Here is a 13107-nt window from a genome sequence, read left to right as displayed (position 1 = left end):
TGCAGAATGGGCGGGGCCGCGCGAGGTTGTCGAGGCCCCGCCGGCAGGCTTCAATCCTGCGCATGAAGGCCTTTCATCACCCGGACGAGGCGCGACACGCGCCGGAATTCTTCCTCATGCGCGGCCAGGTCCGCGCCAATTACGAGGTGCCCGCCCGCGCCGCCTCGCTGCGGGCGGGGCTGGACACGCTCGGCCTCAAGCCGGAGATCCCGCCGCCCGCGACCCAAGCCGCGCTGCTCACCCTGCACACGGCCGATTACCTCGACTTCCTGGAACACGCGGCCGCCGAATGGGCGGCGTTGCCGGAAGCGGGGCGCGAGATCGTCGCCAACATCCACCCCACGCCCGAGATGCTGGCGCAGTCCAGCCGCAAGCCCGCGCATGTCATTGCCCGCGCCGGCGCGCATACGGCCGACACCGCCTGCCCCATCGGCCCCGGCACCTGGACGGCCGCGATCGGCGCTGCCGGCTGCGCACTCGCCGCGGCCGATGTGGCGGCAACGGGTGGCAGCGCCTATGCCCTCTGCCGCCCGCCCGGCCACCACGCCTATGCGGGCCGCGCCGGCGGGCATTGCTACATCAACAACAGCGCGCTGGCCGCCCAGCGCCTGCGCGATGCGGGGGCGAAGCGCGTCGCCGTGCTCGACATCGACAGCCACCACGGCAACGGCACCCAGGGCATTTTCTGGGAGCGCGAGGATGTGCTGACCGTCTCGCTGCATGCCGACCCGGGCCGCTACTACCCCTGGTATGTCGGCTTCGCGGAGGAGACGGGTGCCGCCAACCTCAACCTGCCGCAGCCCTTCGGCACGGGCGATGCGGGCTGGCTGGCCGCGCTCGCCCAAGGCATCGCCGCCATCCGCGATTTCGGTGCCGAGGCGCTGGTCGTCCCGCTCGGCTTCGACGCCAGCGAGTTCGAGCCGCTGGCCGCGCTGAAGGTCACGGCCGATGGCTTCGCCCGCGCCGGGGCCGCGATCGGCGCGCTCCGGCTGCCCACCGCCATCTGCCAGGAGGGCGGCTACAATGTGGACATCCTGGGGAGCCTGCTTGAACGCTTCCTGACCGGCTTCGGAGACGCGCGATGACCCCCCTCGTGCTCGACACGCATATCGACATCCGCTGGCCCGAGACGCCGGATTGGCTCAGCGAGACCAACCAATGCGTGGACCTGCCCAAGATGCGCCGCGGCGGGATGAGTGGGGCGGTCTTCATCGCCTATGTCGGCCAGGGCGCGCGCGACCTGGCAGGCCACGCCGCGGCCAGCGCCCGCGCCGAGGCCATGCTGCGCCATATCCGCGCCCGCGCCGATGGCGTGGCCTCCCGCTTCTGCGCGACGCCGGATGAGCTGGAGGCGAGCTTCGCCGCCGGCATCCCCGCCGTGCTCTCGGCCGTCGAGAACGGCTATGCCATGGGGCATGACTTGGCGCGCATCGCGGCCTGGCGGCGGCTGGGCGCCATCTACCTCACGCTCACCCATGACGGGCACAATGCGCTGGCCGACAGCGCACGCCCGCGCAAGAACCTGAATGATGCCGAGAAAGAGCATGGCGGCCTCTCGGCGCTGGGCCGCGCCGCCATCGCGGAGATGAACCGCGTGGGGCTGATGCTCGACTGCTCCCACGTCTCCAAGGCCGGGATGATGCAGGCGGCGGAACTCTCCCGCACGCCCATCGCCGTCACCCACACCGCCTGCGCCGCCCTCTGTGCCCATCCGCGCAACCTCGATGACGAGCAGCTCGACATGATCCGCGCCGTGGGCGGCGTGGCGCAGATCACCGCCGTTGCCTCCTTCCTCAAGGCACCCGGTGCGAACGGCGTGACCCAGGCGAGCGTCGCCGACCTGGTGGATCATGTGGAGCATGCGATCCGCCGCATCGGCCTGGATCACGTCGGCATCTCGTCGGACTTCGACGGAGGCGGCAGCGTCGCCGGCTGGTCCAGCGCGGCAGAAACGCAGAACATCACGGCGGAACTGGAGAAGCGCGGCTATGGCCCGCGGGAGATCGGCCTGCTCTGGTCCGGCAACTTTCTCCGCGTCTGGCGCCAGGTGCTGCGGGCGGCGGCGTGATGCGTGCCGCCCTCGCCCTGCTGCTGGCCGGCATCGGGACGGCGCAGGCCGCCGCCCCGGATCCGGCCGCGCTGCCGCGCGAATGGGCGCTCGCCTATGCGACGAATGACGGTGCCCGCGCGGCTGCGCCGTACACGGAGGATGCGCGGCTGTGGAGCTCGGTCAGCCGCGAGCAGACCGTGGGCAGCGCCGCCATCACCGCGTAGTTCGCGCGCATCCGACCCGGGGCCGCGGGCATTGACGTGCGCTTCGGGGAGTTCGCGCTACGCGAGTTGGCGCCTGGCGTCGCGGTCGCCTCGGGCCACGACACCTTCCTGCGCCGCGCGGCGGATGGCGCGATGAGCGAGGAGCCATCCCGCTTCAGCATGGTGATGGTGCGGGGCGGCGATGGCCTCTGGCGCATCGCCGACCATCACTCCTCGCGGCTGCCGCGATAGATCGTGGCGTCTGATCGTCCTTGGCGGCATCGCCAAGGACGTGAATCAGCCGCCTGTAAGCTACGGCGCGTTGCCGAAGATCCGCTGCAGCACGCGGTCGCCCACGCGCAGGTTCAGCCGCTCCGCCGTGCCGCCCGGCACCTCGATCGTGGCCCGCACCGGGCCTCGGCTGTCAATCGTGGCGAGGCTCTGCGGCACCGCGCGCTCATGGATGCGATGGATCCGGCCATCGGCGGCGACGAAGAGCATGTCGAGAGGGATCAGCGTGTTGCGCATCCACATGCTGCTTTCGCGCGGGGCGCCCCAATCGAAGATCATCGCCTCGTCCGGCGCCATGCTGGTGCGGAACATCATGCCGATCATCTGCTCGGGCGACTGGATCGCCATCTCGGCGCGGAAGGCGTGGCGCGTGCCGTCGCGGGTCACGATCACCATCGGTTCCTCCGCCAGGCGTGGCTGCGGGCGGTCCACGCCGGGCTGGGCGGACGCCAGACCGGGGATCAGGAGGATCAGGGCAAGGAGGAGGCGCTTCATGCCGGGCATCATGCCACAGCTTCGAGCCCGAGCGCGAGAAGGGCCCGGACCTCGTCGCGGATCGGCCCCTCGCGCGGTTCGTCCGCCAGGGTGGTGAACCAGTGCTCCGGCGGGTTCCGGCCGGCGGCGCGGTGGAAGGTCAGCGCCCGCAGCACCGCCTCCGCCGCCGCCGGCAGGCGCGCGGGCACCGGCAAGCCGTTCAGCACCGCCCAGCCCCGCGCCCAGCAGCGCGCGACTGTCCAGGGATTGTAGCCGCCGCCACCCAGCAGGATGAAGCGCGGCGCCCCGTGCATCACCGCGGCGATGAACTCCGCATGCGCATTGTTCGACAGCGAGAGCCGCGCCAGCGGGTCCTCCTCCAGCGCATCGGCCCCGCATTGGAGCATGATCGCCTCAGGCCGCAGCCGCGCGATGAGCGGCAGCACCAGCTGGTGCAGCAGGGCGCGCAGCTCGCTGTCGTTGAAGCCCGGCGGCACGGGCAGGTTCAGCGCATGGGGCGCGGCATGCGCGCTGCCACTGAAGGGCCAGCGCCCCGCCTCATGAATGGAGAGCGTCGTCACGCGCGGCTCGTCGCGGAATGCGACTTCCACGCCATCGCCGTGATGCGCGTCAATGTCGAGGTAGAGGATGCGCGTCAGCCCCTGCCCCAGCCATTCCATCAGCCCGAGCACAGCGTCATTCACGTAGCAGAAGCCGCTGGCGCGATCACGCATGCCGTGATGCGTGCCGCCACCCGGCACATGCACCACGCCGCCTGGCGCCGTGATCTGCGCCGCCAGGATCACGCCGCCCGCACTGGTCGCCGGGCGGCGGAAGACCTCGCGATAGACGGGGTTGCCATCGGCGCCGATGCGGTAACGCTCGCGATCCTCCGGATCCACGCCCTGCGCCGCCTCGGCCCGCTGGAGGGCGGCGATATAGCCCGGATCGTGGAACCGCGTGAGCTGCTCGACGCTCGCCATCGGGCTGTCCCGATATTGCGCGGGATGGAGCCAGCCCAGCGCGCGGATCAGGTCCAGCGTCGTGGAGACGCGCGGGATCGCCAGCGGATGCTTCGGGCCGTAGGTGGAACGGCGGTAGATCTCCGAGCCGATCAGGAGAGGGTCAGGCAAGAAAAAGGGCCTCCGGCGGCTGGGGCCATTGGCCCCAGACCCCTTTCATGGGCGCCGGCCCGGCCTTACTGCGGCATCGCCGTCGGGATGATGGTCCGCACCAGGCTCGCATCCAGCTCCTCATACTTGTGGTAGCCGATGGTCTCATACAGCTCGGCGCGGGTCTGCATGCGGTCCACCGCCCCCTGCGCGCCACCCTCGGCCGCGATCTGCGCATAGAGCTGGTCCCAGGCCTTGGCGGCCACGCGCAGATGCGTCACCGGCCAGATCACCATGTCATAGCCCAGCGCCTGGAACTCCTCCTTGGTCAGGAAGGGCGTGCGGCCGAATTCGGTCATGTTGGCCAGGAGCTTCACGCCGGGCATGCGGGCGCGGAACTCGCGGAACATCTCCACCGTGGTCAGCGCCTCGGGGAAGATCGCATCCGCGCCGGCATCGAGGTAGCGCTGGGCACGGGCGACCGCGGCGTCCATCCCCTCGCTCGCCACCGCATCCGTGCGGGCGATGATGTAGAGATGCCGGCGGGCGCGATGGGCGGCGGCCACCTTCGCGCACATCTCATCGGCGCTGGCGAGCTTCTTGTCGTTCAGGTGGCCGCATTTCTTGGGCAGCAGCTGGTCTTCCAGATGGACCGCCCCCGCCCCCGCATCCTCGAAGCTGCGCACCATGTGCATGACGTTCAGCGCCTCGCCATAGCCGGTATCGCCATCCACCAGCAGCGGCAGGCCGGTGGAGCGCGCCACCTGGCGGATGAAGAAGCACACATCCTCGATGGTGATCATGCCGAGGTCGGGCAGGCCCATGGAGGCGGACATGGCCGCCCCCGAGAGATACAGCGCCTCGAAGCCATGCTTCTTCGCGAGCAGCCCGGCGAGGCCGAGATGCGCGCCAGGCATGCCCAGGATCTCGGGGCGGTCGAGCAGGGCGCGGAAGCGCTCCCCGGCGGGTTCACGGGGCAGATCGGCGCCGATCACATAGGGCATCTTTGTGGCCTTCCTCTAACGGTTGGCCACAGTTTAGACCGAGCCCGCCCTCAGAAGAAGATGAGGGTCACCAGCACGAAGAGCGGCACGAGGAAGATCAAGGCCCAGGCGCAATAGCCGAAGAAAGACGGCATGCGCACGCCATTCTCCTCAACGATGGCCTTCACCATGAAGTTGGGCGCATTGCCGATATAGGAGTTGGCCCCCATGAAGACCGAGCCTGCGGAAATGGCGGTCAGTGTCGCCGCCCCCTGCGTCATCAGGTGGTTCGGGTCGCCGCCCGCCAGATTGAAGAAGACAAGGTAGGTCGGCGCATTGTCGAGGAAGCTCGACAGCACGCCCGACATCCAGAAATAGACCCAGGGGATGGGCGCGCCCGAACCGTCGGAGGTGAGCGCCACCAAGCCGGCGGCCGAGCCTTCCGGGCCCGCCTTCAGGATGGCCAGCACCGGCCCCATGCACAGGAAGATGGCGGCAAAGAGCTTCGCCACCTCCGCCATCGCCCCCCAGGCGAAGCCATTGGCCTCGCGCAGCGCGTTGGAGGTGATCAGCATCGAGACCAGCGTGACGCCGAGGAAGATCCCGATGGCGACGATCCGCTCCAGCCCCACGCTTTCGGTGAGGATCTGCACGTCGCCCGGCTTCCAGATGCCCTGCAGCAGCACCCCCAGCACCACCACGCCGATCAGCCAGACATTGGGCCAGCCCTCGATGCTGAGCTTTTCGCGGGGCGCGGTGTCCGCCGGGCGCTTGGGCTCGCGGGCGTAGAGGATGCTGTCCAGCGTGTAGAAGATCGCCAGCAGGATCACGGCGCAGAAGAGGAAGGGCAGGAAGAGGTGCGTCGTCGGCCAGAAGAAGGAGACGCCCTTGAGGAAGCCCAGATAGAGCGGCGGGTCGCCGATCGGCGTCAGGCTGCCGCCGATGTTGGAGACCAGGAAGATGAAGAAGACGAAGATATGCACCTTGCGCGTGCGGTGCTGATTGGCCCGCAGCACGGGCCGGATCAGCAGCATGGAGGCGCCGGTCGTGCCCATGAAGCTCGCCAGCACCGTCCCGATCGCGAGCAGCGCCGTGTTGGTCAGCGGCGTGCCGACCAGCGTGCCGCGCAGCAGCACGCCGCCCCCCGTGGTGTAGAGCGCCAGCAGCAGGACGATGAAGGGGATGTATTCCTGCACCAGGACGAAGACGACCTCCTGCCCCGCCATCGCGGGCCCGAAGACGATCAGGAAGGGCAGCAGGAAGATCGCCCCCCAGAAGGCCGCCACCTTGCCGTAATGGTGGTGCCAGAAGCCCGGCGTCAGGATGGGCATGAGCGCGATGGACAGCAGGATGCCCACGAAGGGCAGCGTCCAGATGAGACCGAGCTGCCGCCCGTCGATCGCGGCCGCCTCGGCCGGAGCGGCCAGGCTGGCGAGCAGGAGGGCGAGGATCGCAGCGCGCAAGATGAAGCTCCCGTCAGGACCGTTAAGGTCTTTTCCCGGATTGCCGGGCGCCGTCAATTGGCGAAGGGAGCACGGGAGGGGGGTTTGCGCGCCGGCCCCCCCGCCCCTAATAACGGGGCGAATTGGCGGAGTATCCACATGGAAATGCATGGCGAGCGGCAGATTGCCGCGCCGCGCGAGCTGGTCTGGCAAGCGCTGAACGACCCCGAGGCGCTGAAGGCCGCCATTCCCGGCTGCGAATCCATTGAAAAGCTCTCGGACACCGAGCTGACGGCGAAGCTCGCCATCAAGATCGGCCCCATGGCGGCGAAGTTCTCGGCCAAGGTGAAGCTTGAGAACCTCAACCCGCCCGCCAGCTATACCATCAGCGGCGAGGGCAATGGCGGTGCCATGGGCTTCGCCAAGGGCGGCGCGGATGTGGCGCTGGAGGCGGTGAGCCCCACCGAGACCCTGCTGAAATACAGCGTGAAGGCGCAGGTCGGCGGCAAGATGGCGCAGCTCGGCGCCCGCCTGATCGACAGCACCGCCAAGCAGATGGCCGACCAGTTCTTCGACCGCTTCGCGGCAAGCCTGGCCCCGAAGGCTGACGCGGCACCCGGCACCGCACCCGCCCCGGCCCCCGCGCCGGCCGCGCTTTCCATCTTCTCTCTCATCCCCACGGAGTTCATGGGCATGCCTCTCTTCTTCTGGCTCGGCAGCGGCGCGATGCTTTGGGTGCTCTACCTGATCTTCCTCTCCACGTGAGCCAGAACCTGCCCGCCGACGTGGCGGCCACCGCGGGGCTGCTCGCGGCGGGCGGCTATGTCGCGGATACGGCCCTCGCCACCACGGTCCATCTGGCGCTGCGCATGGGCCGGCCCCTCTTCCTGGAAGGGGAGCCCGGCACCGGCAAGACGGAGATCGCCAAGGTCCTGGCGGCGCAGCTCCCGCGCAAGCTGGTGCGGCTGCAATGCTATGACGGGCTCGATCTCTCGGCCGCGGCCTATGAGTGGAACCATGCGCGCCAGCTCATGGCCATCCGCCTGGCGGAGGTCGCGGGGAATGTCGCGGATATCGAGCGCTCGATCTATGACCGGCGCTATCTCGAATCGCGCCCGCTGCTCCAGGCGCTCGAAGGTGAGCCCGCCGTCCTGCTGATCGATGAGCTGGACCGCGCGGATGAGCCCTTCGAGGCCTTCCTGCTCGAGGTCCTGGCCGATTTCCAGATCACCGTGCCCGAACTCGGGACCTTGCGCGCGGCGACGCCGCCGGTCGTGATCATCACCTCGAACCGCACGCGCGAGGTGCATGACGCCATCCGCCGGCGCTGCCTCTACCACTGGGTGGACTACCCCGATGCGGCGCGGGAGCGCGCCATCCTGGCGCTCCGCGCGCCCCAGGTGGCCGAGACGCTCTCGGCCCAGGTCGTCGCCTTCGTGCAGAAGCTGCGTGAGGGCGACTACTTCAAGCTGCCCGGCGTGGCCGAGACCATCGACTGGGCCAACGCCCTCTCGGCGCTCAACGCGCGCGAGCTGGAGCCGGCTTCGGTGGATGCGACGCTCGGCGTCCTGCTCAAATACCAGGACGACATCGCCAAGCTGAAGGGCGAGGAGGCGGCGCGCCTGATCGAGGAAAGCCGCGCCCCCGCGTGACGGGGGCCGCCGGGCTAGGTCCGGTTCCGATGGGCGCAGTTCTCGACCGCGACGAAAACCTGCTCCATCGTCGTGCCTTGAAGCTGGTAGGGAAAGATCGTCCCTTGCACATCCACCTCGAAGCGGCCGCGCAGGGACATGATCTGCTGCGCCTCCTGGTTGTTGAGGGTGACGACGGTGCGCCCGCCCGCGATCTGGCCGCGCGTCTGGACCATGCCGCGCGGCGTGGTGACCGCGACCGCCAGCGCCTGCCCGGTGCCGACGCCGGGTGCGGTGATGATGTAGTTGCGCCCCACATTCCAGAAGACGCGGAAGCCGCCCTCGATGCCTGGCACCAGGCCGTAGCAGCGGTCGAAGCGCCCACCCTCCCAGACGCGCACGATATCCACATTGCCGACGCGGCCGACCTTCTCGTCGCGGCGCTGGGCCTGGGCGGTGGGCGCCATCAGGGCGCAGGACAGCAGCGCTGCACCGAGCGCGGACAGAACAGTTTTCATGTTGGCTCCTCAACCTTGAGCGGAGCCTAGGGCCGTGATGATTCCAGGCGCAAGGGGTGCGGAACGTTCCGTCGAGGCATCGGCGGCGCTGGCGCCCAACCTGCTCGCCTTCGTGCGCCTCCTGCGGCGGGCGGGGATGCAGGTCGGCCCCGGCGATGCGCTGGGGGCGGCCGAGGCGCTGACACTCATCGAACTCGGCGACAAGGCCAGCGTCCGCGCGGCGCTGAAGGCCACGCTGCTCCGCCGCCACGAGCAGGCCGAGATCTTCGACGCCGCCTTCGACCTCTTCTGGCGTGATCCGGAGCGCGCGGCCGCCGCGGCGGCCTTTGCCCTGATGGAGGCGCAGAAGCCCGAGGAGAAGTCCAAGCCCGGCGGCCGGCGCATCGCGGAGGCCATGGCGGGTGACCGCCCCAAGCCTCCGCCGCCCAAGCCGGAGGAGCAGCCCCGTCAGCTCGACGCGGCGATGACCGTCTCCGAGCGCGAACGCCTGCAGACCATGGATTTCGAGGCGATGAGCGCCACCGAGATCGCCGCCGCCAAGCAGGAGATCCGCCGCCTCGTCCTGCCGCTGGATGAGCGCCCCACCCGACGCTTCCGCACCGACCCCCTCGGCCCCCGCGTGGACATGCGCGCGACGCTGCGCGCCACCACCCGCCAGGGCGGCGAGTTCCGGAGCATCCTGCGCCGCCGCCGCATCACCCGCCCGCCGCCGCTCGTCGCCATCTGCGACATCTCGGGCAGCATGGCGCGCTACGCCCAGGTCCTGCTGCACTTCCTGCATGCGGTCACCAATGACCGTGAGCGCGTGCATTCCTTCCTGTTCGGCACGCGGCTCTCCAACATCACGCGCCAGCTCAAGCACCGCGACCCGGAGATCGCCTTCGAGATGGTCTCGCACATGGTGCCCGACTGGTCCGGCGGCACGCGCATCGGCGAGGCGCTGGAACGCTTCAACCATGACTGGGGCCGACGCGTGCTGGGCCAGGGTGCGGTGGTTCTGCTGATCACCGACGGCCTCGACCGCGAGGGCGGGCGGGGCCTCGCCGAAGCGACCGACCGGCTGAAACGCTCCTGCCGGCGGCTGATCTGGCTGAACCCCCTGTTGAGATATGCCGGGTTCCAACCCAAATCCCAGGGCATCAAGGCCATGCTGCCGCATGTCCACGAATTCCGCCCGGTCCATAACCTCGCGAGCCTGCGCGAGCTGATCGAGGCCTTGGGAGAGAGGAAGCGCCGATGAGCGAGGATATCCTGACCACCGCCGCCGAATGGGCCGCAGCCGGCGAACAAGTGGCCCTGGCAACGGTGGTGGAGACCTGGGGCAGCAGCCCGCGCCCGGCCGGCTCCATGCTGGCCATCACCGCCTCGGGCCGCATGGCGGGCTCCGTCTCGGGCGGCTGCATCGAGGGCGCCGTCGCCGATGTCGCGATGCAGGCCATGCGCGACGGCAAGCCGCAACTGCTCGATTTCGGCATCTCGGATGAGCGCGCCTGGGAGGTGGGCCTGGCCTGCGGCGGCAAGCTCAAGGTCTTCGTGGAAAAGCTCGGATGACACCGGAACTTCTCTCCCGCCTGCAGGCGGCACGCGCCGCGCAGCGCTCCGTCGTGCTGCTGACGCGGCTTTCCGATGGAGAGCAGCATCTCTGGCCCGAGGATGCGCTGCCCGGCGCCCTGGCCGATGCCGCGCAGCAGGCGCTGAACTCCGACCGGACGGCGACGCTGGCGCAGGATGGCGAGAGCTGGTTCATCCAGCCTTTCAACCCGCCGCTGCGCCTCATCATCGTGGGCGCGGTCCATGCGGGGCAGGCGCTGGCGCCGCTGGGTGCGGCCATGGGCTTCGCGGTGACCGTCATCGACCCGCGCGGCAGCTTCGCGACGGAGGAACGCTTCCCGGGCGTGACGCTGAACCATGACTGGCCGGACGAGGCGATGGCCGCGCTTGCGCCCGATGCCCGCACGGCCGTGGTCACGCTGACGCATGACCCCAAGCTCGACGACCCGGCCCTCGATGTCGCGCTGAAGAGCCCGGCCTTCTACATCGGCGCGCTCGGCAGCAAGCGGACGCACGCGAAGCGTGTCGAGCGGCTGAGGGAACTCGGCCATGACGAGGCTGCCATCGCGCGCATCGCGGCCCCCGTGGGCCTCGATATCGGCGCGGTGACGGCGCCCGAGATCGCGCTTTCCATCATCGCGCAGATCGTGGCGCGGCGGCGCGGCCAAAAGGGGGCAAAGGCTTGATCTTCGGCCCAACCCCGCTGGACGAGGCCGAGGGCGCCATCCTCGCGCATAGTGTCCGCCTGAAGGATCGCGTGCTGAAGAAGGGCACGGTGCTGGACGCCGATGCCGTGGCCGCCCTGCGGGCCGCCAATCACGGCGAGGTGATCGCGGCGCGCCTCGGCCAGGGTGACGTGCCGGAAGATGAAGCGGCCAGCCGCCTGGCCGATGCCCTGCTCTCCCCCCTCATCGCCCGCAGCCGGGCCGCCACGGGGCGCGTGAACCTGCTGGCCGAGACCACCGGCCTGCTCACCGTGGATGCCGCGCTGGTCGATCGGCTGAACGCGCTGGATGAAAGCATCACGCTGGCGACGCTGCCCAATTTCAGCGTGGTCCAGCCCAAGGAGATGCTGGCCACGCTGAAGATCATCCCCTTCGCCGTGCCGGGCCCCGCCCTGGGCGTGGCCGAGGTGCTGCTGCGGCAGCAACCGCTGCTGACGCTGCATCCCTTCCGCCCGCTCAAGGTGGGCCTCGTGCTCACCGAACTGCCCGGCGTGAAGGAAAGCGTGATGGAAGGCGCTGTCGAGGTCACGGGTGCCCGCATCGAGGCGCTGATGGGCCGGTTGCTGCCGGTGGAGCGTGTGCGCCACGAGACGGGTGCCACGGCCGAAGCCCTGCGCCGCCTGCTGCGCCAGGGGGCGGAGATGCTGCTCATCGCCGGCGCCTCGGCGACCGTGGACCGGCGCGATGTCGGGCCCGCCGCCATCGTGAAGGCGGGCGGACGCATCGAGCATTTCGGCATGCCGGTGGACCCGGGGAACCTCATCTGCTTGGGCGCGGTGGGCCCCATGGGGAGCGAAGTGCCGGCCATGGTCCTGCCCGGCTGCGCGCGGAGCCCCAAGCTCAACGGCTTCGACTGGGTCTTGCAGCGCCTCTTCGCCGGGCTCTCCGTCCGCGCGCGGGACGTGATGGGCATGGGTGTCGGCGGCCTTCTGAAGGAGATCGAGACACGGCCCCTGCCCCGCGCCAAGGCGCCGCAATCAGCCCCCGTGGCCAATGCGCCGCGCCGCCCGCGCCAGGTGGCGGGCCTGGTGCTGGCCGCCGGCCGCTCGCGCCGCATGGCGCCCCTCAACAAGCTGCTGGTGGCTGATTCCCAAGGCGTCGCGATGGTGACGCGCGTGGTGGACAACGTCATCGCCTCCGGCGTGCGGCCCGTCCTCGTGGTCACCGGGCATGAGCGCGAGCGGGTGGAGGAAGCGCTGTCCGGCCGCCCGATCCAGTTCGTCCATGCCGAGGATTACGCCGAGGGCCTCTCCGCCAGCCTCAAGGCCGGCCTCGCCGCCCTGCCGCCCGAGCCCGAGGGCGTGCTGGTGGCGCTGGGCGACATGCCGCTGGTGGACGGCGCCGTGATGGCCCGGCTTCTCGCCGCCTTCGACCCGGAGGAGGGCCGCGCCATCGTCCAGCCCACCTTCCGCGGCAAGCAGGGCAACCCGGTGCTCTGGGGCCGGGAGTTCCTGCCCGAGATGATGGCCATCACCGGCGATGTCGGCGCCCGGCAACTGGTGGGCAAGCATGCCGACCGGCTGATCGAGGTGGAGGTCGCCGATGACGGCGTGCTGCGCGACTTCGACACGGTGGATTCGCTGAAGACGGCGCCCGGCTTCACCAAGGGGGGCTCTGGCAAGAAGGGGTAGGCCCTACCCCGCCTGGCACTTGGCGCAGGTGCCCTCCACCTCCACCGTCATCCGCCCGGGCTTGAAGCCGGCCCGCGCCGCCGCCGCCTCCAGCGCATGGGCCACGGCATGATCGGTCAGCTCCGTTGTGCCGCCGCACCGGCCGCAGATCAGGAACTGGTGCTGGTGCTCATGCCCGGCATGCGCATGGCCGGCCTCGATGCAGGGGAGGAAGGCGTTCAGCCGCTCCAGCTTGTGGATCAGCCCCTGCTCCAGCAGGAAATCCAGCGCGCGATACACCGTGGGCGGGGCGGCCACGCCGCGCTCCTCCCGCAGCTTGTCCAGCAGCGCATAGGCGCCCATGGGCTGCCCGGCCGCGAGCACGAGGCGCAGCACCTGCCGGCGCAACGGCGTCAACTGCGCCCCGCGCGCCGCGCATTGCTCAGCCGCTCGGTCCAGGGTCGCTTCGATCTCCATCGGGGCCTCACTCGCGGTTCCGCAATGCCATATAGTGCAT

General features: G+C 70.0%; 16 protein-coding genes. 10 read left to right on the top strand and 6 right to left on the bottom strand.

The annotated features are described in order from the left end of the window. Positions 1-62: 62 nt before the first annotated feature. Genes KTR66_RS08145 through KTR66_RS08130 form a run of 4 tightly spaced genes read left to right on the top strand, consistent with a single transcriptional unit; the run spans position 63 to position 2505 of the window. On the top strand, positions 63-1085 hold the full coding sequence (locus KTR66_RS08145) for a histone deacetylase family protein (RefSeq protein WP_213612068.1): 1023 nt from the start codon (positions 63-65) through the stop codon (positions 1083-1085). After that, positions 1082-2068 carry a dipeptidase gene (locus KTR66_RS08140; protein ID WP_213612067.1) on the top strand — a complete coding sequence of 329 codons (987 nt, stop codon included), beginning with the start codon at positions 1082-1084 and terminating at the stop codon, positions 2066-2068. Before KTR66_RS08145 ends, KTR66_RS08140 begins: the two co-directional genes overlap by 4 nt. Continuing rightward, entirely contained in the window at positions 2068-2274 is a 207-nt protein-coding gene (locus KTR66_RS08135) for a hypothetical protein (RefSeq protein WP_213612066.1), read from the top strand. Before KTR66_RS08140 ends, KTR66_RS08135 begins: the two co-directional genes overlap by 1 nt. A gap of 36 nt (positions 2275-2310) precedes the next feature. Further along, positions 2311-2505 (top strand): hypothetical protein, encoded by a 195-nt coding sequence (locus KTR66_RS08130; protein WP_213612065.1) that lies wholly within the window; start codon positions 2311-2313, stop codon positions 2503-2505. 60 nt (positions 2506-2565) lie between these two features. Here the strand turns inward: KTR66_RS08130 and KTR66_RS08125 are convergent, their stop codons facing one another. The 4 genes from KTR66_RS08125 to KTR66_RS08110 all read right to left on the bottom strand — a co-directional run bounded on the left by KTR66_RS08125 (position 2566) and on the right by KTR66_RS08110 (position 6576). Next, positions 2566-3039 (bottom strand): DUF192 domain-containing protein, encoded by a 474-nt coding sequence (locus KTR66_RS08125; RefSeq protein WP_213612064.1) that lies wholly within the window; start codon positions 3037-3039, stop codon positions 2566-2568. Between the two features lie 8 nt (positions 3040-3047). Further along, positions 3048-4151 (bottom strand): acetoin utilization protein AcuC, encoded by a 1104-nt coding sequence (locus KTR66_RS08120; RefSeq protein ID WP_213612063.1) that lies wholly within the window; start codon positions 4149-4151, stop codon positions 3048-3050. A 65-nt stretch (positions 4152-4216) separates the two neighbouring features. Next, the gene (gene prpB, locus KTR66_RS08115) at positions 4217-5134 is read right to left on the bottom strand and encodes a methylisocitrate lyase (RefSeq protein WP_213612062.1); all 918 of its coding nucleotides are present in this window, start codon (positions 5132-5134) and stop codon (positions 4217-4219) included. 50 nt (positions 5135-5184) lie between these two features. Then, a complete protein-coding gene (locus KTR66_RS08110) occupies positions 5185-6576 on the bottom strand; it encodes a sodium:proton antiporter (RefSeq protein ID WP_249731942.1) in 1392 nt (463 codons plus the stop codon). 138 nt (positions 6577-6714) lie between these two features. Between KTR66_RS08110 and KTR66_RS08105 the strand changes: the two genes are divergently transcribed. After that, positions 6715-7320 (top strand): carbon monoxide dehydrogenase subunit G, encoded by a 606-nt coding sequence (locus tag KTR66_RS08105; RefSeq protein WP_213612061.1) that lies wholly within the window; start codon positions 6715-6717, stop codon positions 7318-7320. Further along, positions 7317-8207, top strand: coding sequence for a MoxR family ATPase (locus KTR66_RS08100; protein ID WP_213612060.1), 891 nt, complete (start codon positions 7317-7319; stop codon positions 8205-8207). Before KTR66_RS08105 ends, KTR66_RS08100 begins: the two co-directional genes overlap by 4 nt. Positions 8208-8221: 14 nt before the next feature. Here the strand turns inward: KTR66_RS08100 and KTR66_RS08095 are convergent, their stop codons facing one another. After that, complete coding sequence (locus KTR66_RS08095; RefSeq protein ID WP_213612059.1) at positions 8222-8704, bottom strand: hypothetical protein; 483 nt, start codon at positions 8702-8704, stop codon at positions 8222-8224. Positions 8705-8741: 37 nt separating this feature from the next. Here KTR66_RS08095 and KTR66_RS08090 point away from each other — a divergent pair, with 37 nt between their 5' ends. The 4 genes from KTR66_RS08090 to KTR66_RS08075 are packed head-to-tail and all read left to right on the top strand — an operon-like array spanning position 8742 to position 12611. Then, positions 8742-9944, top strand: a complete 1203-nt coding sequence (locus KTR66_RS08090) for a VWA domain-containing protein (RefSeq protein WP_213612101.1) — start codon at positions 8742-8744, stop codon at positions 9942-9944. Further along, entirely contained in the window at positions 9941-10255 is a 315-nt protein-coding gene (locus KTR66_RS08085; RefSeq protein WP_213612058.1) for an XdhC family protein, read from the top strand. Before KTR66_RS08090 ends, KTR66_RS08085 begins: the two co-directional genes overlap by 4 nt. After that, positions 10252-10941, top strand: a complete 690-nt coding sequence (locus KTR66_RS08080) for an XdhC family protein (RefSeq protein ID WP_213612057.1) — start codon at positions 10252-10254, stop codon at positions 10939-10941. Before KTR66_RS08085 ends, KTR66_RS08080 begins: the two co-directional genes overlap by 4 nt. After that, positions 10938-12611 (top strand): NTP transferase domain-containing protein, encoded by a 1674-nt coding sequence (locus tag KTR66_RS08075; protein ID WP_213612056.1) that lies wholly within the window; start codon positions 10938-10940, stop codon positions 12609-12611. The genes KTR66_RS08080 and KTR66_RS08075 overlap by 4 nt, the downstream gene beginning before the upstream one ends. A gap of 3 nt (positions 12612-12614) precedes the next feature. Here the strand turns inward: KTR66_RS08075 and KTR66_RS08070 are convergent, their stop codons facing one another. After that, a complete protein-coding gene (locus KTR66_RS08070) occupies positions 12615-13067 on the bottom strand; it encodes a Fur family transcriptional regulator (RefSeq protein WP_213612055.1) in 453 nt (150 codons plus the stop codon). Positions 13068-13107: the final 40 nt, after the last annotated feature.

Source organism: Roseococcus sp. SDR, from assembly GCF_019083995.1.
Lineage (GTDB): Bacteria > Pseudomonadota > Alphaproteobacteria > Acetobacterales > Acetobacteraceae > Roseococcus.
Note: the sequence above shows the minus strand (reverse complement) of the source record. Positions and strands in the feature narration are given on the sequence as shown.

Excerpts from the sequence above, each read along its gene's own strand:
- KTR66_RS08095 (WP_213612059.1), bottom strand. The coding sequence starts at position 8,704 with ATGAAAACTGTTCTGTCCGCGCTCGGTGCAGCGCTGCTGTCCTGCGCC.
- KTR66_RS08080 (WP_213612057.1), top strand. The coding sequence starts at position 10,252 with ATGACACCGGAACTTCTCTCCCGCCTGCAGGCGGCACGCGCCGCGCAG.
- KTR66_RS08070 (WP_213612055.1), bottom strand. The coding sequence starts at position 13,067 with ATGGAGATCGAAGCGACCCTGGACCGAGCGGCTGAGCAATGCGCGGCG.
- KTR66_RS08140 (WP_213612067.1), top strand. The coding sequence starts at position 1,082 with ATGACCCCCCTCGTGCTCGACACGCATATCGACATCCGCTGGCCCGAG.
- KTR66_RS08135 (WP_213612066.1), top strand. The coding sequence starts at position 2,068 with ATGCGTGCCGCCCTCGCCCTGCTGCTGGCCGGCATCGGGACGGCGCAG.
- KTR66_RS08105 (WP_213612061.1), top strand. The coding sequence starts at position 6,715 with ATGGAAATGCATGGCGAGCGGCAGATTGCCGCGCCGCGCGAGCTGGTC.
- KTR66_RS08085 (WP_213612058.1), top strand. The coding sequence starts at position 9,941 with ATGAGCGAGGATATCCTGACCACCGCCGCCGAATGGGCCGCAGCCGGC.
- KTR66_RS08090 (WP_213612101.1), top strand. The coding sequence starts at position 8,742 with ATGATTCCAGGCGCAAGGGGTGCGGAACGTTCCGTCGAGGCATCGGCG.
- KTR66_RS08145 (WP_213612068.1), top strand. The coding sequence starts at position 63 with ATGAAGGCCTTTCATCACCCGGACGAGGCGCGACACGCGCCGGAATTC.
- KTR66_RS08125 (WP_213612064.1), bottom strand. The coding sequence starts at position 3,039 with ATGAAGCGCCTCCTCCTTGCCCTGATCCTCCTGATCCCCGGTCTGGCG.
- prpB (WP_213612062.1), bottom strand. The coding sequence starts at position 5,134 with ATGCCCTATGTGATCGGCGCCGATCTGCCCCGTGAACCCGCCGGGGAG.